The organism is Catenuloplanes nepalensis (genome assembly GCF_030811575.1).
GTDB lineage: Bacteria > Actinomycetota > Actinomycetes > Mycobacteriales > Micromonosporaceae > Catenuloplanes > Catenuloplanes nepalensis.
Window position 1 is genome coordinate 4,538,630 of record NZ_JAUSRA010000001.1, and the last position, 22,799, is coordinate 4,561,428.

Consider the following 22,799-nt stretch of genomic DNA (forward strand, 5'->3'; position numbering starts at 1 on the left):
CTACAGGTACATGCCCGTGTTCGCGGGCGGCTCCGGCACCGCCACCGGCGCGGTGCCGGAGCGCAGCGCGAACAGCTCCGCGAGCGTGGCGCCGTCCGGGCCGATCCCCTCGGAGCGGCCCAGCCACGCGGACGCCTCGTCGCGCGGCAGCCGGCCCACCTCGATCTGCGCCAGGCAGCGGCCCGGCCGGATCACCGCCGGGTGCAGCGCGGTCAGGTCCTCGTTCGTGGTGATCGCGATCAGCGCGTTGCGGCCCTGGCCGAGCAGCCCGTCGGTGAGGTTGAGCAGCCTGGACAGCGACTGCCCGGAGCTCATCTTCGCCTCGCCGCCGATCAGCTCGTCGCAGTCCTCCAGGACCAGCAGCCGCCAGCGCGGGCCGTCCTCGTCGTCGCCGCCGAGTGCCACGTTCATCAGGTAGGCCGGGTCGGCGAACAGCCGCTCCGGGTCGAGCACGCAGTCGACCTGGCACCACGACTTCCACTGCTGGGCCAGCGCGCGGATCAGCGTGGTCTTGCCGGTGCCGGGCGGGCCGTGCAACAGCAGGAGCCGGCCGTCCAGCGACTCGCCGTCCTGCGCCATCACCCGGTCCAGTGCGGACGCGACCCCACCGGCGTAGTTGCCGCGGATCGCGTCCCACGGCGCCGCGTCGATCTGTCGCTCCACCCGGCGCGGGCCGTGCGGGCCGAAGTGCCAGAACCCGATGCCCACCGTGTCCGGCGTCGGCTCCGGCTCCTCCACCGCGCCGTCGATCACCTTCGTCACCACGGACTCGGCCAGCTCAGCGCTGGTCGCGGTGACCATGACGGTGGCGCGGCGGGACTGCGTCCAGTGGTTGACGTGCAGCGTGAACCCGTCGCCGACCAGCAGCCGGCCGCGCCCGGTGTCCTCGACCGCCTCGCGCAGCACGCGCGCGCCGTCGACGCTGAGCCGCGCGTCGGAGCGGACGTTCTCCAGGTGGGTGGTCCGCCCGTACGGCTCGCGGCCGGTGGTGAACGCGCTTATCGCCAGCAGGTCCACCACGTCGACCAGGCGGTCGCCGTCGTCGACCGAGCCGGACATCGGCAGCGCGCCGACCAGCCCGGTGTCCTTCTCCAGGGCTTTCTCCACGGCCTTGGCGGCGGCCTTGGTGGCGGCCTTGGTGCCGTTGCGCTCCGCCTTGCCGCCGGTGCGGGCGGTCTTGGTGTCCCGCGAGTCGACGGGCTGCCGGGGCGTGTTCATCTGTCCCATGATCCGGGGCCGGGCGCGCGCCGACCAACCTATTTCTGCTTTCTTACACGTGCTTGCGAAAGATCGTGGTAGCGGCCCGGTCACCCGTCGGGGTGAGGGCGAACTCCGGGATCTCGCCGACCCGGGTCCAGCCGCGCCGGGCGTAGAGCCCCTCCGCGACGCTGCCGGTCTCGGTGTCCAGCACCAGCAGCGTGCGGCCGAGCGCGCGGGCGCCCTCCTCGGCCGCGACCAGAAGCGCGCCGCCGAGGCCCTTACCCCGCCCGTCCGGGTGAACGAGCAGCTTGGCGATCTCCGCGCGGTGCGGCGCGTTCGCCTGCGCGGCCGGCAGCAGCCGGACCACGCCCAGGATCCGGCCGGAGTCACGCGCGACCCAGGTGCGGGCGTCCGGGTCGGCCAGCGCGTCCCGCCAGTACGCACGGGCGTCCTCGACCGCGAACGGCAGCGTGAACCCGACGCTGGCACCGCCGAGCACGCACTCCAGCAGCACCTCCGCCAGGTCGATCTCGGCGGCGGCGTGGTCCTCGGCGGTCAGCGGTGAGATCTCCATACCCTCATGATCAACGATCTGGCGGCGTACGGCGTGGTGAGGTTTTTCATCGGAGTGTCCGTACCGACAATTCCCACAGCCGGGCCGCGGCCGCCACATCCAGTGCCCACGCTGCGACGCCAGGCGCGTGCGGGCCGGCCTCCGCGCGATCCTCGAAGTACCGCCCGGTGACGCCTTTCACCGCCGGTGACGCGGCGAGCAGCACGGACGTGGCCGTCCCGCCGCTGCCGGAGTCGAGCGCGTTGACGTCGATGCCGTCGCGCGCCCACCGCGCCGCGGCCTCCACCGCGAACAGCACGTTCGCGGTCTTCGACTGCCCGTGCGCCTCCCCCGCGTCGTACGGCCGGGCCCGGTAGTGCACGTCCTCGAACACGACCGCCGAACGCAGGTGCGCACGGGAGCTGACCGCCGCGGTCGTGGCCGTGGCCGCCCGGTCGAACATGCACTCCCCTTCGTGGATCTTAAACGGAGGTTCCTCCGGTAATCTATCCATCGGGGTCCGTCCACGGCCAGGCCCGCGACAGATCCACCACAGGCGGGAATAAGCAGGCGCGATATCCTGACCAACCCCGCTCGACGACCAGGAAGGGCGCCCACCCCATGCGTGCGGACGCGCAGCGCAACCGCGAACGGCTGCTCGACGCCGCGGTCAGCGCCTTCACCCTGGGCGGCCCGGACGTCACGCTCGAATCCGTGGCCAAGTCCGCCGGCGTCGGCATCGGCACGCTCTACCGCCACTTCCCCACGCGGGAGGCGCTGGTCGAGGCCGCCTACCGCAACGAACTGTCCCGCCTCTGCGACGCCGCCCCCGACCTCGCCGCCGCACTCCCGCCGGACAGGGCGTTACGCGCCTGGATGGACCGCTTCCTCGACTACATGACCACCAAACACGGCATGGCCGACGCCCTCCGCGCCGTCATCGCCTCCGGCGGCAACCCCTACGCCCACAGCCGCGACCGCATGCTCACCGCCCTCGACGGCCTCCTCACCGCCGGCACCACCGCCACCCTGATCCGCACCGACGTCTCCCCGGACGACGTCCTCGTCGCCCTCTCCGGCATCACCCTCGCCGCCGGCAAACCCGACCAGCGCGCCCAGGCCGGCCGCCTCCTCGACCTCCTCCTCGACGGCCTGCGGCAGAAACCCCTCTACTGAGCCTTCGGCGTCAGGGTGAGCGGCGCTCGGCGGCAGCGAACCCCTATAACGTGAATTTCGGACGCGCAGCGCCCAGACGGCCAGCCCCGCTCGAACCTCAACCCCGAAAGCTCAGTAAAGGCGGATATTCCCGCTTCCGGCGTGGCCCCTCTGGGCATGCTCCCGCGGGCACCGGTCCAATGCCACTGGTCCATTTCGATCTTGAGGTGCGAGCAGTGCTGGTCATCCGGGCACCGCGGGCCCGAGATTCGGGATACAGGGGGCCGCCACCGGGAGGCGCGTCTCACCCTGACGCCGAAGGGCCAGTAGTCCATTTCGATCTTGAAGTCGGTGCGGTACGACCGCACTTCTCTGGCCAGCAGGAATTCCCTCAGTCCGATCCGGGTTCCGTGGCGCGCTCGCTGTCGGTGCGCGACTCGGGCACGGTCTCCGGGAGTCGAAACACCGCCGACGACGGGCAGAGTCGCATCCCTCCGGTGTGGACCCGGGCACCCGGTGCCCGAAATTTCCAGATAAAGCGGGCAATCGTCTTGCTGGCGAGGCCCGGAACTCTCGACGACCTCGGGCCTGGCGCCTGAGTGATCAATCAGTGGAGCAAAAGGGCGATCAACTTCGATTTTTGATCTATCTTTTGCTCCACTGATTGATCACTCAGGCCGCGGCGGTGGCGACTCGCGGACCGGCACTCGCGCCGAAGGGTGAGGTGTCGTGACATTTCGGACGCGCAGCCCCCGACTGCCACGAGGGGGCCGGGCTGGCTCGCGCTCCCCCTCCGAAGGGCCGGCAACAGAGCCGGCCCGAAGGGATGGGCAACAGAGGAAGGCCGGCGGGCGACGGCGGGCAACGCGCGGGCGACAGCGGGCAACGCGCGAACGTCGGCGGGCAACGCGCGGGCGACAGCGGGCACGCCCAGTCCCGGTCCCCCTGCAGTCCGTTCAACCCGGCCACGGACTCGCGCAGAACCTGGGGGCGGGCGCTCTTCAGCGGATACCGCAACAACCTGATGACCGTCTCCACAGTGGTCCATGATGCCCGCCTCGACCAGGACATCGGCCCGGCCGTTCCGCGGTCCTGCCGCACACGACCGCAAGCGGCCGATCGTCGACCGGTCCAGACACGGCAGTCGACGCCGAGCCCTCCGGCCCCGCGCCGAAACGCGGCAATCCGACACCCGCCGAACGAGGCGACCCGGCCACGCCGGAAGGCCACTGGTCCGGCCACGCCGGAAGGCCATCGGCCCGGCCACGCCGGAAGGCCATCGGCCCGGCCACGCCGGAAGGCGGATGCACCGGCTATGCACCGGAGGACGGGCTGACCGGCCGCGCGCCGGACGGCGGGCGATCCGGCGAGGTCGTCAGCGTCTCGCCAGGGTGCGGAGCAGGCCACGCCGGAAGTGCGGGCGGGGACGGCTGCAGCGCAGCTCGGCGTCCCTGTCCACGTGCTCCCACCAGAGGGCCTCGATGGTGCGGCCGTTGCCGAGCTTGACCCGGGGCGGGCCGGTCGCCGACGTGAACCCGGCGCCGGCCAGCCACCGGCGTGAGGCCGTGTTGGACGGTTCGGCACCGGCCACCAGGCGCGCGATGCCGAAGTGCCGGTGCGCCAGGGCGCAGGCCGCGACCAGGGTCTCGTGCCCGTAGCCCTGCCCGCGATAGCCGTACCGGACCGAGCCGCCGATCTCGCTGGCCCGGTTCCGGCTGAAGACGGAGAGGCTGGACACCAGTTCCCGCGTCTCCCGGTGAACGCCGGCCAGGAACAGCCAGTCCGGGTCGACCGGCAGGCCCGGCTGGGACGCGTCCACCGGATCCGCGACGGACCCGATCGCCACCTGCCGCGCCTGCGCCACCACGTGTTCCGGCCAGTCCGGCGCCGACTCCGGGTCGTCGACCGCGATCCGCAGCCAGCGCACGTAGTCGGTCGCCCGGCTGGTCACGATCCACAGCCGTTCCGTCTCCAGCACGTGCAGGTCGTTCGGCCGGCAGGTCACCGCGGGACGACTGATCACCGCCACCCTCGCCAATCCATCGGTCCAGTCCGGACACCGGCCGGCCTCCCCCGGCGAACGCCGGCCGGCACCCACACTACGAGTGACCGGCGACAGCCCGCAGGCATCCACCGGACACGTCGCGTCCGAAATTCGCGATCAACCACCGTGGGTACGCCGCACACAGCTCCACCACGGCACGGCGGGCCGATCACACCAGCGCACAACTCCACCACGACACCGCCGGCCCGCGAGCCGGTCAATGCTGAATGCCCCTCCTACAGCGCGGAATTCGCCCACGTCTCGAACGACGTGAGGGGGATGCCGAGCGCGCGGGCGAACTCGGGCCGGGCCGGCTGGCCGACCGCGTCGAGAAACGCGTGGGAGAGCACGGCATAGGGCGGCATCCCGGCCGCGAGGGCCTCGGCCTCGGTCATGTCCGGCGCCGCGATCGGCGTGCCCAGTGCGCGGGACAGCGTCGCCGCGATCTCGGTCATGGTGCGGTAGTCGCTCGCCAGCTCCAGCTCGACCCGGTCGAAGCGCCCGGGGTCGGTGAACGCCGCGGCGGCGGCGCGGCCGATGTCGTCGACGGCGACGAGTGAGAGGTGAGTGCCCGGCTTGAGCACGGTGGCCAGGCCGCCCTCGACGCCGCGCGGGAAGAGGTACGCGGTGGCGGGGTGCAGGTTCGTCATGAAGAACGCGGGCTTGAGGAGCGTCCACCGCGGGAAGCCGACGGCACGGATGCGCTCCGCGGCCAGGATCTTGGGTCGGTAGACGGCGTCCATCGGCGCCCATCGGCCTCCGGCGTGCCGACCGGCACCGGAGACGGACGTCTGCACGAACTGCTCGACGCCGCCGGCCGCGGCCGCGTCGATCAGGTTGACCGCCTGGCGCAGTTCGTCGTCGAAGTCGGCCGAGCCGTCCTCGTTCCACGCGGGCATCTGGACGGAGAAGACGGCCCGGACGCCGGCCACCGCACCGGTCAGCGAGGCGGGGTCGCGCAGGTCGCCCCGGTACAGCGTGGCACCGAGCGCGGCGATCTCGGCCGCGCGCGGCGATCCGGGGTCGCGGACCAGGGCACGGACGGGCACGCCGGCGGCCAGCAGAGCACGGGCGGTGGCGCCACCCTGCAGGCCGGTGGCACCGACGACGAGAACGGTCATGACAGCTGCCTCCAATAAACGGCGGGGACCGCCGTTTCGATGACGCTAAGATATGGCGGGCCCCGCCACTTAGCAAGAGGGTGATGCGATGACCGGTCAGCGCGCGGATGCGCGGCGCAACTACGCGCTGCTGCTCGCGGTCGCGTCGGAGGCGGTCGCCACGGACGGCGCGGACGCCTCGCTGGAACAGATCGCCCGCACGGCCGGCGTCGGCTCCGGCACGGTGCGCCGCCACTTCCCGACCCGGCGCGCACTGCTGGAGGCGGTCTTCCACGACCGGATCGAGAGCCTGTGCACGCTCGCGCGCGACTGCGTGGCACGGGAGGACGCACGGGCCGCGCTGCTGGAGTGGCTCTCCGCGGTCACCGCGTCCGCGGCCACGATCGGCGGGCTGGCGACCGCGCTCAACCGCGACCGGATGGCCGAGGCCGAGCCGCACTGCGCCACCAGCCGGATCACCGACGCCGGTTCCCCACTGATCGCCCGCGCGGCCGCGGCCGGCGCGCTGACCCCGGGCGTCACCGTGACCGACCTGCTCGCGCTGATCACCGGCATCGCACTGGCGACGCAGGACCACCCGAACGCCGCCACCGAGTCCGCACGCCTCCTGGCCCTCACCATCGCCGGCATCAGCCCCACCCCCACACCACGATCCCGTTAGCGCGAGCAGAGCTACCGCCCGGCACCCGCCCCGCATCACGATCCCGGCAGCGCGAGACGGCACCGCCACCCGGCACCCGCCCCGCATCACGATCCCGGCAGCGCGAGACGGCACCGCCACCCGGCACCCGCCCCGCATCACGATCCCGGCAGCGCGAGACGGCACCGCCACCCGGCACCCGCCCCGCGTCACGATCCCGGCGGCGCGAGGCAGCACCGGTCTTCTCGGGACCACCCGGGAACCGGCAGGGAGGAGCGCCAGCGACGACCGGTGCCCGCGGGAGCGTGCGGACTGCGCCACGCCGGAAGCGGGAAGATCAAAAGCTCTTCGAAGCCTTTCGCCGGTACGGCGGGTGTGGCGGGCCCGGTCGGGATTCTCCGGAATTCACGACCTCAGACCGATATTCTCGGGCGTATGGCCGGCTCACGGCGGCGGTGGGCCGTGCTGCGCGTGCGGGCAGGGCTCGGCGGGGAGGATCCGCGGGCCGCCGCGCGCCAGGGAGCCGTGCTGCTGGCGTTCTCCGGGCTGGTCGCGCGGCTGGCGCTGGCGGCCGGGTCGCCGCGATCGGGTGCGCTGGTGGCCATCGCCGCGACGGATCTCGGGTGATGCTGGACAACAACGCCATCCAGTCAGCCGACCCGGCGCCCCCGATCGTCGGTTCACGTCCCTTCTCACCTCAAGGGTCTGGATCAACGTCGGAGGGCGTGGTCGAGCCAGGTGAAGCTCTCCTCCTGCATGTCCGCGTCGAAGACGTGGCCCTTGCCGGGGTAGATCTTGGTCAGCAGGTTGCGGGTCGCGCGCTGGGAGGACCAGACCTCGTGCAGGCGGGCGTGGGCGGCGGCCACGCCCGCCCGGGTGAAGAGCGTGTCGTCGGCGCCGTCGAAGGCCATCAGCGGCTTGGGGGCGGCGATCGTGGCCACGTCCGGGATGTCCAGGTGGCGGGTCAGGCCGGGGTGCAGCATCCAGAACGCGGACTGGCCACGCAACGTGTTGTTGCCGACCACCATCATGTCGGCGACCGTGGTGAGCCAGCAGGCGGAGACGGCGGCGGCGACGTGGTCGGAGAGCGCGGCGACCTGCCACGCGCGGAACGCACCCATCGAGAAGCCGATCGCGCCGATCCGGCGGCGGTCGACCTGCGGCAGCGAGGCCAGGAACGCGGCGGCGCGGGCGTCCTCGCGCGCGGCCAGGCCGGCGGGGGACGAACCGAGCTCGTAGAGGTTGCCCGCCAGCGCCTGCTGCGCATCGTAGGTGAGGCCGGCGCGGTCGCCCCAGCCGAGCGTGTCGACGGCGAGCACCGCGTAACCCCGGGCGGCCAGCTCGTCGGCGACGAAACGGCCGCTCATCAGACGGGTCGTCCACTCCCGGGCGGAGGCCAGGCGCGTCTCGTCCCACCACGGCTCGACGAATTTCTCCTTGCCGATGTCGAAGCGGGAGCCGTGGTCGTGCAGCAGCAGCACGGCCGGGTGCGGGCCGGGGCGGTCCGGCGTGAGCAGCGCGGCGCGCACCCGGCTGTAGCGGGTGAGGTCGAACGCGACCAGGCGCCGCACGTAACCCCGGGTGGTCTTCTGCTCGTCGAGCACGTGCGGCCGGAACGGGAGCCGGTCGTCGGCGGGGTGGACGAGGTGGCGCTCGACGAGCGCGCGGGCGTGCCGGCGCCACGCGCCGAAGTCGCGGATCGGGGAGTTACCCCAGGCATCGGGGTACGTCAGGTCGGCGCGCAGCCGCTCGTAGAACGCGGGCAGGTTGCCGTGGACGACGCCGGGTGACTCGAACGAGCCGAGCGGCGTGCCGGGGCCGGCTGTCATGGGGCCGGCCGGTGCGGAGGCTGCCCGGGCCGGCGCGGCGTCGCTGAGAGATGCGGTGGCGGCCGGCAGCAGCGCGGCGGCGGGAAGGGCGGCGAAGGCACGGCGCTTCATGCCGCCGATGGTAGGCGGGAAAGCGCTTTCCATCAAGCCCTGTCAATGATTACCGGGCGGACGCCGAGCGTGGGCGAGGACAGCGGAGGCTGTGGCCCGCATCGCTTCGCTCCCAGCCGGCACCGTCCGGGGTGACGCCGGCGGTGCCGTCCGAGGTGAAGCCGGCGGTGCCGTCCAGGGTGACGCCGGCGGTGCCGTCGGGGGTGAAGCCGGCGCCGGCCAGCCAGCGGCGGGCGGCCTCGTTGCCCGGCGCGCTGACCGCGGTCAGGCGTGGGACGTCGAAGTGGCGGTGGGCGAGCTGGCACACCGCGGCCAGCATCTCGCGACCGTACCCCTGGCGTCGGTGGGTTCGGCCGATTCCGCCGAGAAGCTCGTCGCCGGTCAGGGTCATGCCGCCGATGAGATGGTGCGTCGAGCGGCTGATCGCGGCGATGAACAGCCGGCTCGGGTCGATCGGCATCAGCGCTTGGCCTTCGCCGTACGCGATGGAGTCGGCGACCGGGCCGAGCAGCACGCCGCGTCCCTGCCGCAGCAGCTCGGCCGGCCACTCCGCGGCGGGCTCGGGGTCGTCGGCCAGCTGCCGGGTCCACCGCGCGTGGTCGGTCACGCGGCCGGTGACGATCCACAACCGGGCGGTCTGCGCCACGTGCAGGTCGTTCGGCCGGCACAGCACGGGCAGCGGACGGGCGGGCACCCGCGGACACTAGAACGCTTTCATGAACGGATCGGGGTACGCAGAAGGCCGAGCCGGGACAGGCGGGTGGCAGTGTCGAGAATGGACTCGTCGATCGACCGCGGCGCCCAGTCGAGCACCGCGCGCGCCTTGTCGCTCGTGGTCGGTCGTTCCACGCCGAGGTCCGGCACGATCAGGGCCATCCGCGGGCTGACCCGGGCCGCGAGGCGGACCAGCCCGTCGGGCAGCGTGCGCGTGGAGACCCGGCGGGCGGCGGGGCCGAGGCGGGCGCGCAGCAGCGCGGCGATCCGGTCGAGCGACATCTGGCCCGCGACGGCGATGAACCGCTCGCCCACGGCGGCCGGGTCGGTGAGGGCGCGCGCGTGCAGATCCGCCACGTCCCGGACGTCGACCAGGCCGTAGGAGAGACGCGGTAGCGCGGGCAACCGGCCGTTGAGCATCTGCTCGATCAGCGTGACGTAGAGCGAGTAGTCCCGGCTCAGCGGCGGCCCGAGGATGCCGGTCGGGTTGATCACGGTGAGCGCGGTTCCGTGCCGGCCGGCGAAGTCCCAGGCGGCACGCTCGGCGATCAGCTTGGACCGGATGTAGGCACCGGCCGGCGCGTCGCTCCAGTCGTCCTCGCGGAAGACGTGCCCGGGTGCCCGCCGGCCGTAGCCGACGGCCGCGAAGGACGAGGTCACCACGGTACGGCGAACGCCCGCGTCCCGGGCCGCGCGCAGCACTCGCAGCGTGCCGTCCCGGGCCGGTCCGATCACGTCGTCCGCCCGCCGCGGCTCACCCGCCGGGAACGGCGACGCCACGTGCAGCACCGCATCGCACCCGGCGACGGCCGCGTCCCACCCGTCATCCGCGGTCAGATCCGCGACCGTGAACGATAGACCGTCCACAGACGACGGACCGGCCGGCCCCCCGACCGCCGCGCGGACCGCATCGGCGCGGGCAGGCGACCGCACCGTGGCCCGCACGTCGTGCCCGAGCCGCAGCAGATGCGCGACGCAGTGCGCGCCGAGGAACCCGGACCCGCCGGTGACGAGCACGGTCACGACAGCTTCCCGGTGGCGAGGAACCGCGCGATCGCCTCGGTGCACGGCCCCGGATCGAGCCGTTTCCCGGCCGGCCACGCATCATCGTCGAACGTGCCCGCATACGGCCCGGCGCCGCCCGCGATCAACGACGCGATCACTCCCCTCGCCCCGCTCCCGCATCCACATCCGCCGGTCACCGGACCATCCTAGGGACCACGGGCACGGCACGGGCAGATCAACATCATCCGCGGGTACGGTGCACCGCGTGGACATCGTGCGATCACTGCTGCTGTTCGGCCTCGCGGCGCTGGCCGAGATCGGTGGCGCGTGGCTGATCTGGCAGGGCTGGCGGGAGAACCGTGGCCTGTGGTGGATCGCGGCCGGTGTGATCGCGCTCGGCATCTACGGCTTCGTGGCGACGTTCCAGCCGGACCCGAACTTCGGCCGGATTCTGGCCGCGTACGGCGGGGTGTTCGTGGCCGGCTCGCTGGCCTGGGCCGTGGTCGTGGACAAGTTCCGCCCGGACCGGTGGGACCTGATCGGCGCCGCGCTCTGCCTGGCCGGCGTCGCCGTGATCATGTACGCCCCGCGAGGGGATGCGGGCTGACTCCACTGTCTCTCAGGTCTCGAAGTCGACCTCGTAGTGGCGGACGAGCGTGTCGTAGCGGATGAACAGCCCGCGCACCGCGTCCGCGATCACCGGGGCCTCCGGGTCGTCGCCGGCGAAACGGTGGACCGCGTCCATGTCGGTGAAGTAGGTGATGGCGAGGAACTCGACCTCGCCGCCGACCGCGCGGCGCATCAGGCGGGCGCCGCTGAAACCGTTCACCGCGCGCAGCGTGGACAGCACCTCGGCCCGGTAGTGCCGGTCGTAGCCGTCGGCGTCCTCGGCGCGGACCCAGCCGCGCCAGACTCGTGCGATCACGGACCGACCTCGCCTTCAGCGTTGGTTGTCGGGGTCGATTGTGCCCGTTACCCGCCACACGCAGGGGGCGAACACGCGCCTCCAGCAGCGGGTTCACACGGCTGTAATGCAACCGTGCGAACCCGCGGGGCCGGTCAGCGGCGTTTCGCCCGGACCACCACGTCGTGCACCGTGGTGCCGTTCGCGGGCCGGGTTCGCTCCTCGGCCACCTCGATGTCCCATTCATCCGGCTTGAGCGTGGCGGCGATCTGCGCCGCGGTCATGAACATCTCGGGCAGGTCGGGGCGGTTGAGCCGCGGCTGCGCCACGTCGGTGTAGCTGTGGTTGACGACGAGCAGCGTGCCGCCCGTGGCCACGCCGGACCCGAGTCGCCGGTAGAGATCCTCGGCCGCGTGCCCGTACATGTGCACGAACTGCGAGCTGACCAGGTCGTACGCGCCCGGCTCCGGCGTCCACTCGGTGAGGTCGCCCTGCTCCCAGGTGACGGTCACGCCGGCCGTGGCCGCGTGCTCGGCGGCGCGGGCGAGCGCGGTGGCGGAGATGTCCACCGCGGTGGTCTCCCAGCCCTGCCGCGCCAGCCAGATCGCGTCGCCGCCCTCGCCGCAGCCGGCGTCCAGCGCGCGGCCCGGCACGAGTCCGGCCACGTCGCTGACCAGATGCGCGTTGGGGTCGCCGCTGAACATGTGGCCGCGCCGCTCGTACCGCTGCTCCCAGTAGTCGCGGGAGAACAGCTCGGCCGGGTCGTCGCCGCTCACGCCGAGCCGCTGGAACGCGACCGCGCGCCGGGTGTCCTGCTCGATCAGGTCCATGTTCAGCGCGGCGCCGGCCATCAGCCCGCTCCCGGCCGCCACGATCACCTGCGCCATCGGGTCGACCACGTTGCCGGCCGCGAAGACGCCGGGCACGCTCGTGGCGCCGGTCGGCGCGACCGGGACGAACGCACCGATCGAGATCGGGCCCATCCGCTTCTCCTCCGCGACGATGCCGAGCCGGAGCAGCAGCTCGTCGCGCGGCCGCACACCGGTCTGCACCACCAGCGCGTCCCGCGGCACGATCTCGCCGGAGTCCAGCCGGACGCCGGTCAGCCGGTCGCCGGTGACCTCCACGCCGGCGATGCGGCCCTCGACGATCCGGACCCTGCGCGCGGCCAGTTGCTCGCGCTGCTCGTCCGTGATCGTGAAGCCGTCGTGCGGGAAGAGTGCGACGTCGCCGGTCCACTGGCCCCAGAGCAGCGCGCCGTGCACCGCCATCGGGCCGGTCGCGATGATGCCGATCGCCTGGTCACGCACCTCGTACCCGTGGCAGTAGGGGCAGTGCAGCACGTCGCGCCCGAACCGCTCGGCCAGCCCGGGGATGTCCGGCAGCTCGTCGGTCAGCCCGGTGGTGACCAGGATCCGGCGCGCCCCGACGGAGGCGTCGCCCGCCGTCACGATGAAGCCGTGGTCGGCGTCGCCGGTCACGTCGGCGACGGCCGCGTCCAGGAACTCACCACCGTAGGACGCGACCTCCGCGCGCCCGATCCGCAGCAGCTCGGCCGGCGGCGTGTTCTCCCGGCCCAGGTAGTTGTGCACGTGCCCGGCCGGTGCGTTGCGCGGCTCACCCGCGTCGACGACCAGGACCGAGCGGCGCGCCCGGGTGAGCGCGAGCGCACCGCTCAGCCCGGCGGCCCCGCCGCCGATGACCACCACGTCGTACTGCTCTTTCACGGTGTTGCCTCCTCGTTCTCCGCTACGAACGAGAGTGGCCCGGACCGGTTGCAGCGGCAAGAAAGCTTGCCACTCTGGCAAATTCAGGCCAGTGCCCGAAAGATCAGCGCGGTCGACGTCGCCCCCGGATCCTGATGGCCGATGCTGCGTTCACCGAGGTAGGACGCGCGTCCCTTGCGGGCCTGCAGGTCGGTGGTCGCGCGTGCCGCCTCCTCCGCCGCGGTCGCGGCCGCCTGCGGGCCCTTCTTCCGGAACGCCGCGACCGCCGGTAACCACGCGTCGACCATGGTCTTGTCGCCGGGCTGCGCACCGCCCAGCTTCCGGATCGCGGCCAGTCCGGCGTCGAGCGCGTCGCCGAATTGCTCCGTGGTGACGTCCGGGCTGGTCAGCGTCTTGCCCATGGCCCGGAACGCGGAGCCGTAGAGCGGTCCGGACGCGCCGCCGACCTTCGAGATCAGCGTCGCGCCGGTCTTGGTCAGCACGTCACCGACCGTATGCGCCTCGAACCCCTCCAGCGCCGTCCGCACCGCCGCGAAACCGCGCTTCAGGTTCGCGCCGTGGTCGCCGTCGCCGATCGCGGAGTCCAGCCGGGTCAGCGTCTCCGCCTCCGCCTCCACGGTCGCGGCGATCGCCGCGATCCACGCACGCGCCTGTTCGACATTCATGATCACAACCCCCAGCGCAATCCGGGGGTACGGACGGGAGCGTCCCACAACCGCAGGATCTCGTCGTCCGCGTGGCAGATCGTGAGCGACGCCCCGGCCATGTCCAGGCTGGTGACGTAGTTGCCGACGAGGCTCCTGGCGATCTCGATGTTCCTCCCGGCCAGGATGGTCGCCACCTCGCCGTAGAGCAGGTAGAGCTCCAGCAGCGGTGTGCCGCCGAGCCCGTTGAGCAGCACGATCGCCCTGCCCTGCGCGGGTTTCGCCTCCAGGATCGCGTCCACCATCAGCGTCGCGATCTCGCTCGCCCGCGTCACCTTCGCGCGCCGGCGGCCGGGCTCGCCGTGAATGCCGACGCCGACCTCCATCTCGTCGTCCGGCAGGTCGAAGCCGGGCTGCCCGGCCGCGGGCGTGGTCGCCGCGGTCAGCGCCACCGCGAACGAGCCGGACCGCTCGTTCACCGCGCGCCCGGTCGCGGCCACGTCCTTCAGCGACGCGCCCTCCTCGGCCAGCGCACCGATCACCTTCTCCACGATCAGCGTGGCGCCGGTGCCGCGCCGGCCCGCGGTCCAGGTGGAGTCCTGCACGGCCACGTCGTCGTCGACCAGCACGGTCTCCACCGTGATCCCCTCGTCGCCGGCCAATTCCGCCGCCATCTCGAAGTTGAGCACATCGCCGGTGTAGTTCTTGACGACGTGCAGCACGCCCGCACCGCCGTCGGCCGCGCGGGTGGCGGCCAGGATCGCGTCCGGCACCGGGGAGGTGAACACCTCACCGGCACAGGCCGCGTCCAGCATCCCCAAGCCGACGAACCCGCCGTGCAGCGGCTCGTGCCCGGAGCCGCCGCCGGACACGATGCCCGCCTTGCCGCGGACCGGCGCGTCCCCGCGGATCACCAGTTGGTTATCAGGGTCTACACGCAGCTCGGGGTGGGCTGCGGCCAGACCCGCCAGCGCCTGCGCCACCACGTCACCCGGATCGTTGATGAACTTCTTCATCGGTGCGCTCCCTTCCACCGATCAGCTTCTCCCGCTGCCCGCGATTACGCCAGGCGTTACGATCCGGGCATGGTGGGGATAGTGCTCATTTCGCACAGCGGCCGGCTCGTGGACGGCCTCCGGGAGCTCCTCACCGAGCTGAGCAAGGGCGTGGTCGCGGTCGAGACGGCCGGCGGTACCGCGGGCGGCGGGCTCGGCACCAGCGAGGAGCTGATCCTGGGCGCGATCGCGCGCGCGGACCACGGCGACGGCGTGCTGCTGCTGGCCGACATCGGCAGCTCGGTGCTGACCGCACTGACCATTCTGGACGACCTCGACCGCGCCGACCTGCGGCTGGCCGACGCCCCGCTGGTCGAGGGCGGCGTCGCCGCGGTGGTCACCGCCTCCATCGGCGCACCGCTCTCCGCGGTCGTCGCCTCCGCCGAGGAGTCCCGCTCCGCGGGCAAACTCCCATGAGCGGGGCGTCCCCCACGTCGTTGCCGACCTCTCGACGTCGGAGTGAGCCGCCGGCCAACCGGGATCCAGGCGTCGTTGCAGTCGTTAGAACGACTGCGATGACGCCTGGATCACCAGAAGACCGCCGCCCGGTGACCCTGACGCCGAAAGCTCAGTGGAGCGACATGGGGGACAGCCCGATCACGAAACCGCCGCCCGGTCGAAGACCAGGTCCAGGTGGTGGCGGAGGACTTCCGTCGCGGATGCGGCGTCGCGCTGGCCGCTGAGCACGCTGGAGCCGAGACCGTTCGTCAGCGCCAGCAGACCGGCGGCCGACAGCACCGGCTCCGCGATCCCCGCCGTGCGCAACTGCGACGCGACCACGCGTTCCAGGCCGTCCGGATAGTTCATGCCCTGCTCGCTCAGGTGCGGCTCGGCCAGGGCCAGGCTGTAGAACGCGGCGAACGTGCGCGTGATGCGCACGCTCTCGGCGTCGGCCGGCAGCACGGCCAGCAGCAGCTCGGTGACGAACGCGCGCGGCTCCATCGTAGCCGTGAGGCGCGACTTCATCCGGTCGCCGAGCTGCTCCGCGAGGTAGCCGAGCGAGGCCAGCAGCAGCTCGTCCTTGGTGTGGAAGTAGTACTGCACCAGGCGGACGGAGACGCCGGCGGCCGTGGCGACCTCGCGCATGCTGGCGTGTTGCAGGCCGCGCTCCTCCGCGATGCGCAGCAGGGCTCCGGCGATGTGCCGCTTCCGCTCGTCGTGGTCCACTCGCTTCGGCATGGTTTGATGATACGGTCGTACCATGAACTCGTCGTTCACCACCCCCGACGCTCAGGAGCGCTTCCTCGCCCTCTACCGCCCCGCGCTCGCCCCGTTCCCCTCGTCGACGTCGATCCCCACGCCGTTCGGCACGGCCGTCGCGCACCACGCCGGCGCGGCCACCGGCACGCCGGTCGTGCTGCTGTCCGGCGCGGGCGGCAACGCCGTGGCCTGGCACCGATACATCGCACCACTCGGCCGGAACCACCCGGTGATCGCGCTGGACCTGATCGGCGAGCCCGGCCTGGCGGAGCAGACCCGGCCGCTCACCACCGCGGCCGAGGCGATCGAGTGCCTCACCGCCACGCTCGACGGGCTGGACGCGCCGCGCATGCACCTGGCCGGCATGTCCTACGGCGGGTGGGCCGCCCTGCGCTACGCGCTCGCCGCGCCGTCCCGGGTGGCCGGCCTGACGCTGCTCGACCCGGCCGGGTTCGGGCGGGTGACCGCGGGCTTCATGGCGTGGGTGATCGCCGGCGGGCTGGCCGGTCTGGCACCGCGCGCGCTGCGCCACCGGCTCGCCGGCCCGGCGCGGAACGCGACGCTCCGCGACGATCACCTTGCCGCGCTGCTGCCGTCACTGATGGCGTTCCGGCGGCGGATCCCGGCGCCGGCCGTGTTCACCGACGAGGAGCTGGCATCGATCGGCGCGCCCGCGATGTTCCTGCTCGGCGAGCACAGCGCGCTCTACCCGGCCGCGGCCGCCGCGGCCCGGCTGGAGTCGGTGATGCCGGCGGCCCGCGTGGAGATCATCAAGGGTGCGTCGCACGACGTGCCCACCTACGCACCGGAGCTGGTCGCGGCGCGGATGACCGACTTCCTCGACTCAGCCCATCATGGACAGTAACTTCTCGACGGTGTTCCAGTTCCGTACCGTCGCGGGCGGGCCGTTCTTGATCTTCGAGAGTGCCGTCATCACCGGGCTGTCACTGAGACCGTGCGGGCACCAGACGTAGAGCTCCCGGCCGTGGGCCGCGAACCGGTCGTCCCCCCGGTCGACACCACCGAGGTCGGGCGCGAACGGCTCGTGCAGGAACGTCACCGCATATCGTGAGCCGTCGTGCGCCACGTCCGCGAGCGGATTGAGCGCGTACACGGCGGCCAGCTCGGCCCGATCCCGGACGATCACGTCGACCGCGAAGCCGAACCGCTTCTCGATCGCGGCCTCCACCTCGCTCCGCAACTCCGCACGCGATCGGTCCGTGGTCAGCACGACGTTGCCGGACTGCAGCAGCGTGGCGACGTCACCGAAACCCTGCTCGGCGAGCAGCGCCCGCAGGTCGGCCATCCCCACCCGCCGGTTCCGGCCGACGTTTATCCCGCGGAGCAGCAACGCATACGTGGTCACCCGGCCAGCGTATCGACTATCCTCCCCCGCCATGCCCCGACGCCTCACCGCAGCACTCACCGAGCGACGGTCTTCTGAGGATCCAGTCGCCCACCCGCTCAGGTGGGCTGGGAGTCGCGGGCTTCCCAGCTGCAGATGCAGGCCTCGTTGCCCTCGGCGTCGGTGAGGACCCGGAAGGCCGGGGCCTCGGCGTCCGAGAGCAGGGTGCCGCCGGCGGCGAGAGCTGCCGCGATGCGGCTGGGGGCGACGTCGTGCGGAACGTTGATGTCGAGGTGCAGGCGGTTGCGCTGGGGACGAGGGGTGTCCATCCGCTGGAACCAGACCGCGGGACCCTGGCCGCGGGGATCGTGCAGGTCGGTGTCGCCCTCGTAGCCGAGGACCGCACGCCAGAACGGGCGGATCGCGTCGGCATCGAGCGTGTCGATGGCGATTTCCAGGGCCTGGACCGCGGGATCGGTGACGGCGTCGGGCGTGAGGCCGGCGGCGCGGATCTCGGTGGTGAGGGCGGCGGCGAGACCCAGCGCCTCCGGCGTCAGCCGCCGGGCCGGCCAGGTGCTCAGCGTGAGCAGGACGCGGTCGGCGCGCAGGTCGGCCCGCAGATGGGCGGCGGCGCCGTCGACGGTGGCGAGGCGGGTCAGGAGCGTGGCCGCCTCGGCGAGGTCGCGGGTCCGGACGGCCGTGCTGACCGCGCCGAAGACGTAACGCCAGCCCAGGTCGTGCACGGTGTCGGAGGCGTGCTGGCGGGTCAGGCCCGCGGCGATCTCACCCATGCCCGCCAGCATCCCATCACCCACCGACAGAATCGGGACGCTACTCGCAGCCGACGCCGTCGCCGTCGCGGTCGAGGTGCGAGCCGTAGCCGGGTTCGCCGACGCGGACCGGCGCGGCACCGGCGGCACGGGCCGCGGCACAGTTCTTGTAGTAGACGCCGCCGCCCCCGGCGTCACCGGACCCGCCGCCCGATGACGAACCACCGCCCGATGACGAACCACCGCCGGACGAGGATCGCTCGCACACCACGCCGTCATCGTCCGCGTCGGTATACCAGGCGTACTCCGGGTCCGCGCCTTCCCGATAGGGCCCCAGTCCGTCGGCCAGGACCTCCTGGCACGTCTTGTACCGCTTGTCCGTCACCGGCGCCGCCGACGTCACCACCACCTTTGCCGAAGGCGACGGAGACAGCGACGGAGACAGCGAGGGAGACGGGGACGGCGAAAGCGACGGCACCACCCGCGAGGACGGAGATGACAACGGCACGGCGGCGGTCGGCGTCGCCGCACCCTCGTCGTCCCCGGACGCCGCCGTCAGCACCCCGCCGCAGCAACACAATCCCAGCAGCCCTGTGCTGATCAGAACCCATATCGTCTGGCCGGGCGTCAACCGCCGCAGCGCATTCGCCTGATTACTCACAGGGAGATCTTCGTGCGGTCGGCACACCCGTGACACCGGCTGACCGGATCGCCCGAGCCGCACGCAGCCGACCCGATGTCGGCGCCTCGGTCCCCGTACCCTCGATCGATCGTGGTTTGTGGAAGCCGAACGGCTGGTGCGTTCCGTATTGTGTGTGCACCCGATCCAGGAGGTGCCGTGTTCGAGACCGTGATGGGCATTCCCGCCCACCCGCTGATGGTGCACGCCGCGGTGGTGTTCGTGCCGCTGCTGGCCGTGCTGGCGATCGTCTACGCGTTCGTGCCGTTCACCCGCGCGCACACCCGGTGGGTGCTCGGTCTGCTGGCGATCGGCGCACCGCTGTCCGCGCTGCTGGCGAAGCTGACCGGTGACGCGTTCTACGCCCGGCTGGACTCGCAGGGCCGGATCAGCGACGGCTACTACCCGCGGCTCAACGAGCACAGTGACCTGGGCACCACCACGCTGTACGTGTCGGTCGCGCTCGGCGTGATCACGCTGGCGCTGGTCTGGTTCGTCCGGCCCAAGGACGGTTTCGCGGCCTCCAACCGGGTGCTGGGCATCCTGCTGGGCGTGCTGGCGCTCGCCGCGTCCGGCGCCACGCTGTACTACGTGATCCGCACCGGTGACACCGGCGCCAAGGCCGTGTGGGAAGGGCAGTAGCGACCGTCTCGGGTAGCCGCGCTCACCGCGCTGGAGACCGGTTACACGCACATCCACACCGCCGGGGGTACGGCAACGAGAGCGAGGCCGGTGAGGCGGTGCGTGCCTCCGGCCTGGACCGCGCGGACGTCTTCGTGACCGGCACGCTGCACAAACGGGCGCACGCGTGCCGGCTGGTCGCCGAGGCCGCGATCCGGGACGGCCTGGCGTCCGGTGCCACGGTCGCCTACCTGCGGTCGTCCGCGATGGGCCGGCCGCTCTACGAGTCGATGGGATTCGAGAAGGCCGAGGACTGGACGTACCTCCACGCCTGACATCCGGCATGATCGCCGGGTGCATCAGATCGCCGTTCTCGTGCTGGAGGGCGCCAAGCCGCTCGACGTCGGCATCCCGGCACAGGTCTTCTCCAACCGCCCGAGCATGCCGTACGAGGTGCGCGTCTGCGGTCCCGCGCCCGGCCTGGTGACCGGCGGTGACGGCCTGTCGTACCACGTCGCCGAGGGCCTCGAGGCGTTCGGCCGCGCCGACACGATCTTCATCCCCGGCTACCGCGCGCCGGCCACCACGCCCCCGCCGCCCGAGGTCGTCGACGCGCTGCTCGCCGCGCACGCCCGCGGCACCCGGCTCGCCGCGATCTCCACCGGCGCGTTCGCACTGGCCGCTACGGGTCTGCTGGACGGCCTCCGGGCCACCACGCACTGGCACTACACGCGCGCGCTGGCGGACCGCCACCCGCGGGTCCGGGTCGACGAGAACGTGCTGTTCGTCGACGAGGGTTCGGTCCTCACCTCGGCCGGCGCCGCGTCCGGCATCGACCTCTGCCTGCACCTGGTCCGCCGCGATCACGGCGTCGGCCTGTCCAACCATGTGGCGCGGCGGCTGGTCGCAGCCCCGTACCGCAGCGGCGGCCAGGCGCAGTACGTGCCGCGCAGCGTGCCGGAGCCGCTCGGCGACCTGTTCGCCGGCACCCGGGAGTGGGCGCTCGCGCACCTCGACGAGCGCCTCACTCTCGACGTGCTGGCCCGCAACGCGCGCGTCTCCGCGCGCACGTTCTCCCGCCGGTTCGTCGAGGACACCGGCTACACCCCCATGCAGTGGGTGCTGCGCGCCCGCGTCGATCTGGCGCGCGAACTGCTGGAACGCAGCGACCTGAGCGTGGAGGCGATCGCCCGCCGGGTCGGCCTCGGCACCGGCGCCAACCTGCGCCTGCACTTCCACCGGATCCTCGGCACGTCCCCGTCGGAGTACCGCCACACGTTCTCGGCGTAGCCGGGCCTCGAAGGCAAGATCAAGATCTTTCAACAGCGGATTTTCCCGCTTCCGGCGTGGGCACCTCGGGCATGCTCCCGCGGGCACCAGTCGCGTGGTGGTCGGCAGAAAAAGCCGCTGCGCGGCTTTGGCAGGATCCTTGCGGGCCATGGCGTTCCGGTCGCTGCCATGGCATCGCGTGGACCCGCAGCATTGAGGCATGACTCGCATCGCTGTCAACGGATTCGGCCGTATCGGACGCAGTTTCCTCCGTGCCCTTCTCGAGCGGGACAGCAAGCTCGAGGTGGTCGCGATCAACGACCTCACCGCCCCGGCCACGTTGGCCCACCTGCTCAAGTACGACAGCACGCTCGGCCGCCTCGGCCGCCCGGTCGAGGTGGACGGGAACACGCTGATCGTGGACGGCCACCGGATCACCGTGCTGTCCGAGCGCGACCCGGCCGACCTGCCCTGGCGCGACCTGGGCGTGGACCTCGTGCTGGAGTCGACCGGCCGGTTCACCTCCGCCGGCGCCGCCCGCGCGCACCTCTCCGCCGGCGCGTCGAAGGTCCTGGTCAGCGCGCCCGCGTCCGGCGCGGACGTGACGCTGGCCTACGGCGTCAACACGGACGCGTACGACCCGGCCACGCACACGATCGTCTCGAACGCGTCCTGCACCACGAACGCGCTCGCCCCGCTCGCCGCGGTCCTCGACGACCTGGCCGGCATCGAGCACGGCTTCATGACCACGGTCCACGCGTACACGCAGGAGCAGAACCTCCAGGACGGCCCGCACCGCGACCTGCGCCGCGCCCGCGCCGCCGGCGTCAACATCGTCCCCACCACCACCGGCGCCGCCAAGGCCATCGGCCTGGTCCTCCCCCAGCTCGACGGCAAGCTCTCCGGCGACTCCATCCGCGTGCCGGTCCCGGTCGGCTCGATCGTCGAGCTGAACACGACCGTCTCCCGCGACGTCACCCGCGACGAGGTCCTCGCCGCCTACCGCAGGGCCGCCACCGAGGGCCCGCTCAAGGGCATCCTCGAGTACGCCGACGAGCCGCTGGTCTCCGGCGACATCACCGGCAACCCCGCCTCCTCCATCTTCGACGCCGCCCTGACCCGCGTCGACGGCCGCCACATCAAGGTCGTCGCCTGGTACGACAACGAGTGGGGCTTCTCCAACCGCGTCATCGACACCCTCGAACTCCTCGCGGCCTGACCGACAGCACGGCGTCCCGCACGTCGTCCGAACGACGTGCGGGACGCCGCGATCACAGGAGCAGCGCGAGCCGGTGGCCGGAGTCGCTGAGGCGGTGGGCCTCGGGGCCGTCGGCGAGGGGGAGGGTGCGGTCGATGGGGAGGCGGAACTCGCCGCGTTCGAAGAGGCCGGCAGCCTCGGCGAGGCCGTGCCAGGCGCGGCGGGGGGCGTCGGTGGTGAGGCTGAGCGCGCCGGTGTCGCCGGACGGGCCGGCGGTGACCACCCGGTCGGCGGCGCCGGTCAGCGCGACCAGGTCCGGCGTGATCGTCCCGGCCGCGTCGAAGACGCAGTCGATGCCGTCCGGGATCAGCGCGCGGGCCTGCTCCGGCGCGGTGATCGGGGTGACGCCGAAGCCGCGCAGCAGCTCGTGCGCGTCCGCTGCGGCCACGCCGGCGACCACCAGGCCGCGGGCGCGGGCGAACTGCGCCGCGGCCAGGCCGACCGCGCCGGCCGCGCCGGTGATCAGCAGGACGTCGCCGGGGGCGGGGCGCAGCGTCTCGATCGCGCGTAGCGCCGCCTCCACCGCGGTGGCCAGGCCGGCCGCGTCGGCCCAGGTCATGGTCGGTGGCTTGTGCGCGAAGTGGGTCAGCACCGCGTGCTCGGCGCAGGCGCCGCCGGGCGCGATGCCGAACACCTCGTCGCCCACTCGGTAGCCGCGCACATCCTCGCCGACCTGGTCGACGACGCCGGCCGCGTCCAGGCCGGGTATGCGCGGCAGCGGCACGGGGGTGGCGCCGGCCCGGATCCTCGAGTCGGCGGGGCTGACGCCGGCGGCGCGGACCGCGATGCGGATCCGGCCGGGGCCGGCGTTCGGCGCGGGCGTCTCGACGACGCTCATCACCTCGGGCGGCCCGAACTCGGCGAAGCGCAGAGCTTTCATGACGGCACCTCGATCAACCGGCGGAGGGGCGCCGGCCGCCCAGCGGCCTGTTACAGCCTGGCCGCAGCGCTGTTT

Annotated in this window: 29 protein-coding genes; 11 read left to right on the forward strand and 18 right to left on the reverse strand. The window is 72.6% G+C overall.

Annotated features, from left to right (window positions below):
• Genes J2S43_RS19555 through J2S43_RS19565 form a run of 3 tightly spaced genes read right to left on the reverse strand, consistent with a single transcriptional unit; the run spans position 1 to position 2,216 of the window.
• Positions 1-1,218, reverse strand: coding sequence for a DUF5925 domain-containing protein (locus J2S43_RS19555; RefSeq protein WP_306831234.1), 1,218 nt, complete (start codon positions 1,216-1,218; stop codon positions 1-3).
• A 52-nt stretch (positions 1,219-1,270) separates the two neighbouring features.
• Positions 1,271-1,774 (reverse strand): GNAT family N-acetyltransferase, encoded by a 504-nt coding sequence (locus J2S43_RS19560; RefSeq protein WP_306831237.1) that lies wholly within the window; start codon positions 1,772-1,774, stop codon positions 1,271-1,273.
• A gap of 46 nt (positions 1,775-1,820) precedes the next feature.
• Positions 1,821-2,216: an SDR family NAD(P)-dependent oxidoreductase gene (locus J2S43_RS19565; protein ID WP_306831239.1), complete on the reverse strand. Its 396-nt coding sequence runs from the start codon at positions 2,214-2,216 to the stop codon at positions 1,821-1,823.
• 158 nt (positions 2,217-2,374) lie between these two features.
• Between J2S43_RS19565 and J2S43_RS19570 the strand changes: the two genes are divergently transcribed.
• Positions 2,375-2,929, forward strand: coding sequence for a TetR/AcrR family transcriptional regulator (locus J2S43_RS19570; protein ID WP_306831241.1), 555 nt, complete (start codon positions 2,375-2,377; stop codon positions 2,927-2,929).
• Between the two features lie 1,354 nt (positions 2,930-4,283).
• Here J2S43_RS19570 and J2S43_RS19575 read toward each other — a convergent pair.
• Positions 4,284-4,937, reverse strand: coding sequence for a GNAT family N-acetyltransferase (locus J2S43_RS19575; RefSeq protein ID WP_306831243.1), 654 nt, complete (start codon positions 4,935-4,937; stop codon positions 4,284-4,286).
• A 251-nt stretch (positions 4,938-5,188) separates the two neighbouring features.
• Complete coding sequence (locus J2S43_RS19580) at positions 5,189-6,073, reverse strand: NmrA/HSCARG family protein (RefSeq protein WP_306831245.1); 885 nt, start codon at positions 6,071-6,073, stop codon at positions 5,189-5,191.
• A gap of 88 nt (positions 6,074-6,161) precedes the next feature.
• On the opposite strand from J2S43_RS19580, the gene J2S43_RS19585 reads away from it, so the two are divergent.
• Positions 6,162-6,734, forward strand: coding sequence for a TetR/AcrR family transcriptional regulator (locus tag J2S43_RS19585; protein WP_306831247.1), 573 nt, complete (start codon positions 6,162-6,164; stop codon positions 6,732-6,734).
• A 414-nt stretch (positions 6,735-7,148) separates the two neighbouring features.
• Positions 7,149-7,340: a hypothetical protein gene (locus J2S43_RS19590; RefSeq protein WP_306831248.1), complete on the forward strand. Its 192-nt coding sequence runs from the start codon at positions 7,149-7,151 to the stop codon at positions 7,338-7,340.
• A gap of 83 nt (positions 7,341-7,423) precedes the next feature.
• Here J2S43_RS19590 and J2S43_RS19595 read toward each other — a convergent pair whose 3' ends face one another.
• The 4 genes from J2S43_RS19595 to J2S43_RS19610 are packed head-to-tail and all read right to left on the reverse strand — an operon-like array spanning position 7,424 to position 10,530.
• Positions 7,424-8,653 (reverse strand): dienelactone hydrolase family protein, encoded by a 1,230-nt coding sequence (locus tag J2S43_RS19595; RefSeq protein ID WP_306831250.1) that lies wholly within the window; start codon positions 8,651-8,653, stop codon positions 7,424-7,426.
• A gap of 49 nt (positions 8,654-8,702) precedes the next feature.
• Entirely contained in the window at positions 8,703-9,347 is a 645-nt protein-coding gene (locus J2S43_RS19600; protein WP_306831252.1) for a GNAT family N-acetyltransferase, read from the reverse strand.
• Between the two features lie 20 nt (positions 9,348-9,367).
• Entirely contained in the window at positions 9,368-10,390 is a 1,023-nt protein-coding gene (locus J2S43_RS19605; protein ID WP_306831254.1) for an NAD-dependent epimerase/dehydratase family protein, read from the reverse strand.
• Complete coding sequence (locus J2S43_RS19610) at positions 10,387-10,530, reverse strand: hypothetical protein (RefSeq protein ID WP_306831256.1); 144 nt, start codon at positions 10,528-10,530, stop codon at positions 10,387-10,389. Before J2S43_RS19610 ends, J2S43_RS19605 begins: the two co-directional genes overlap by 4 nt.
• A 107-nt stretch (positions 10,531-10,637) precedes the next feature.
• Here J2S43_RS19610 and J2S43_RS19615 point away from each other — a divergent pair, with 107 nt between their 5' ends.
• Positions 10,638-10,979: a YnfA family protein gene (locus J2S43_RS19615; protein ID WP_306831258.1), complete on the forward strand. Its 342-nt coding sequence runs from the start codon at positions 10,638-10,640 to the stop codon at positions 10,977-10,979.
• Between the two features lie 12 nt (positions 10,980-10,991).
• On the opposite strand, the gene J2S43_RS19620 is transcribed toward J2S43_RS19615, so the two are convergent.
• From J2S43_RS19620 to dhaK, 4 genes are all read right to left on the reverse strand, one after another.
• Positions 10,992-11,297, reverse strand: a complete 306-nt coding sequence (locus J2S43_RS19620; protein ID WP_306831260.1) for an antibiotic biosynthesis monooxygenase — start codon at positions 11,295-11,297, stop codon at positions 10,992-10,994.
• Positions 11,298-11,431: 134 nt separating this feature from the next.
• Complete coding sequence (locus J2S43_RS19625) at positions 11,432-13,003, reverse strand: FAD-dependent oxidoreductase (protein WP_306831262.1); 1,572 nt, start codon at positions 13,001-13,003, stop codon at positions 11,432-11,434.
• Positions 13,004-13,086: 83 nt separating this feature from the next.
• Positions 13,087-13,668 (reverse strand): dihydroxyacetone kinase subunit DhaL, encoded by a 582-nt coding sequence (dhaL, locus tag J2S43_RS19630; RefSeq protein WP_306831263.1) that lies wholly within the window; start codon positions 13,666-13,668, stop codon positions 13,087-13,089.
• Positions 13,669-13,670: 2 nt separating this feature from the next.
• Positions 13,671-14,663: a dihydroxyacetone kinase subunit DhaK gene (gene dhaK, locus J2S43_RS19635; protein WP_306831265.1), complete on the reverse strand. Its 993-nt coding sequence runs from the start codon at positions 14,661-14,663 to the stop codon at positions 13,671-13,673.
• A gap of 69 nt (positions 14,664-14,732) precedes the next feature.
• On the opposite strand from dhaK, the gene dhaM reads away from it, so the two are divergent.
• Positions 14,733-15,119: a dihydroxyacetone kinase phosphoryl donor subunit DhaM gene (dhaM, locus tag J2S43_RS19640; protein ID WP_306831267.1), complete on the forward strand. Its 387-nt coding sequence runs from the start codon at positions 14,733-14,735 to the stop codon at positions 15,117-15,119.
• A 180-nt stretch (positions 15,120-15,299) separates the two neighbouring features.
• Here dhaM and J2S43_RS19645 read toward each other — a convergent pair whose 3' ends face one another.
• Positions 15,300-15,881, reverse strand: coding sequence for a TetR/AcrR family transcriptional regulator (locus tag J2S43_RS19645; RefSeq protein ID WP_306831270.1), 582 nt, complete (start codon positions 15,879-15,881; stop codon positions 15,300-15,302).
• A gap of 22 nt (positions 15,882-15,903) precedes the next feature.
• Between J2S43_RS19645 and J2S43_RS19650 the strand changes: the two genes are divergently transcribed.
• Positions 15,904-16,767 carry an alpha/beta fold hydrolase gene (locus J2S43_RS19650; RefSeq protein WP_306831273.1) on the forward strand — a complete coding sequence of 288 codons (864 nt, stop codon included), beginning with the start codon at positions 15,904-15,906 and terminating at the stop codon, positions 16,765-16,767.
• Here the strand turns inward: J2S43_RS19650 and J2S43_RS19655 are convergent.
• The 3 genes from J2S43_RS19655 to J2S43_RS19665 form a co-directional block, all read right to left on the reverse strand.
• Positions 16,747-17,268: a DUF1697 domain-containing protein gene (locus J2S43_RS19655; protein WP_306831275.1), complete on the reverse strand. Its 522-nt coding sequence runs from the start codon at positions 17,266-17,268 to the stop codon at positions 16,747-16,749. The genes J2S43_RS19650 and J2S43_RS19655 overlap by 21 nt on opposite strands.
• Positions 17,269-17,366: 98 nt before the next feature.
• A complete protein-coding gene (locus J2S43_RS19660; protein WP_306831276.1) occupies positions 17,367-18,038 on the reverse strand; it encodes a VOC family protein in 672 nt (223 codons plus the stop codon).
• A 40-nt stretch (positions 18,039-18,078) separates the two neighbouring features.
• Positions 18,079-18,402: an excalibur calcium-binding domain-containing protein gene (locus tag J2S43_RS19665; RefSeq protein WP_306831278.1), complete on the reverse strand. Its 324-nt coding sequence runs from the start codon at positions 18,400-18,402 to the stop codon at positions 18,079-18,081.
• Between J2S43_RS19665 and J2S43_RS19670 the strand changes: the two genes are divergently transcribed.
• From J2S43_RS19670 to gap, 5 genes are all read left to right on the forward strand, one after another.
• Positions 18,392-18,670, forward strand: coding sequence for a hypothetical protein (locus J2S43_RS19670; protein WP_306831280.1), 279 nt, complete (start codon positions 18,392-18,394; stop codon positions 18,668-18,670). The two genes, J2S43_RS19665 and J2S43_RS19670, sit on opposite strands and share 11 nt — an antisense overlap.
• Positions 18,671-18,855: 185 nt before the next feature.
• Positions 18,856-19,338, forward strand: coding sequence for a DUF2231 domain-containing protein (locus tag J2S43_RS19675; RefSeq protein WP_306831282.1), 483 nt, complete (start codon positions 18,856-18,858; stop codon positions 19,336-19,338).
• Between the two features lie 98 nt (positions 19,339-19,436).
• A complete protein-coding gene (locus tag J2S43_RS19680; RefSeq protein WP_306831284.1) occupies positions 19,437-19,652 on the forward strand; it encodes a hypothetical protein in 216 nt (71 codons plus the stop codon).
• 19 nt (positions 19,653-19,671) lie between these two features.
• Entirely contained in the window at positions 19,672-20,607 is a 936-nt protein-coding gene (locus J2S43_RS19685) for a GlxA family transcriptional regulator (RefSeq protein ID WP_306831285.1), read from the forward strand.
• Between the two features lie 199 nt (positions 20,608-20,806).
• Entirely contained in the window at positions 20,807-21,805 is a 999-nt protein-coding gene (gene gap / locus J2S43_RS19690; RefSeq protein WP_306831287.1) for a type I glyceraldehyde-3-phosphate dehydrogenase, read from the forward strand.
• 52 nt (positions 21,806-21,857) lie between these two features.
• Here gap and J2S43_RS19695 read toward each other — a convergent pair whose 3' ends face one another.
• Entirely contained in the window at positions 21,858-22,724 is an 867-nt protein-coding gene (locus J2S43_RS19695) for an NADP-dependent oxidoreductase (protein WP_306831289.1), read from the reverse strand.
• Between the last annotated feature and the right edge of the window lie 75 nt (positions 22,725-22,799).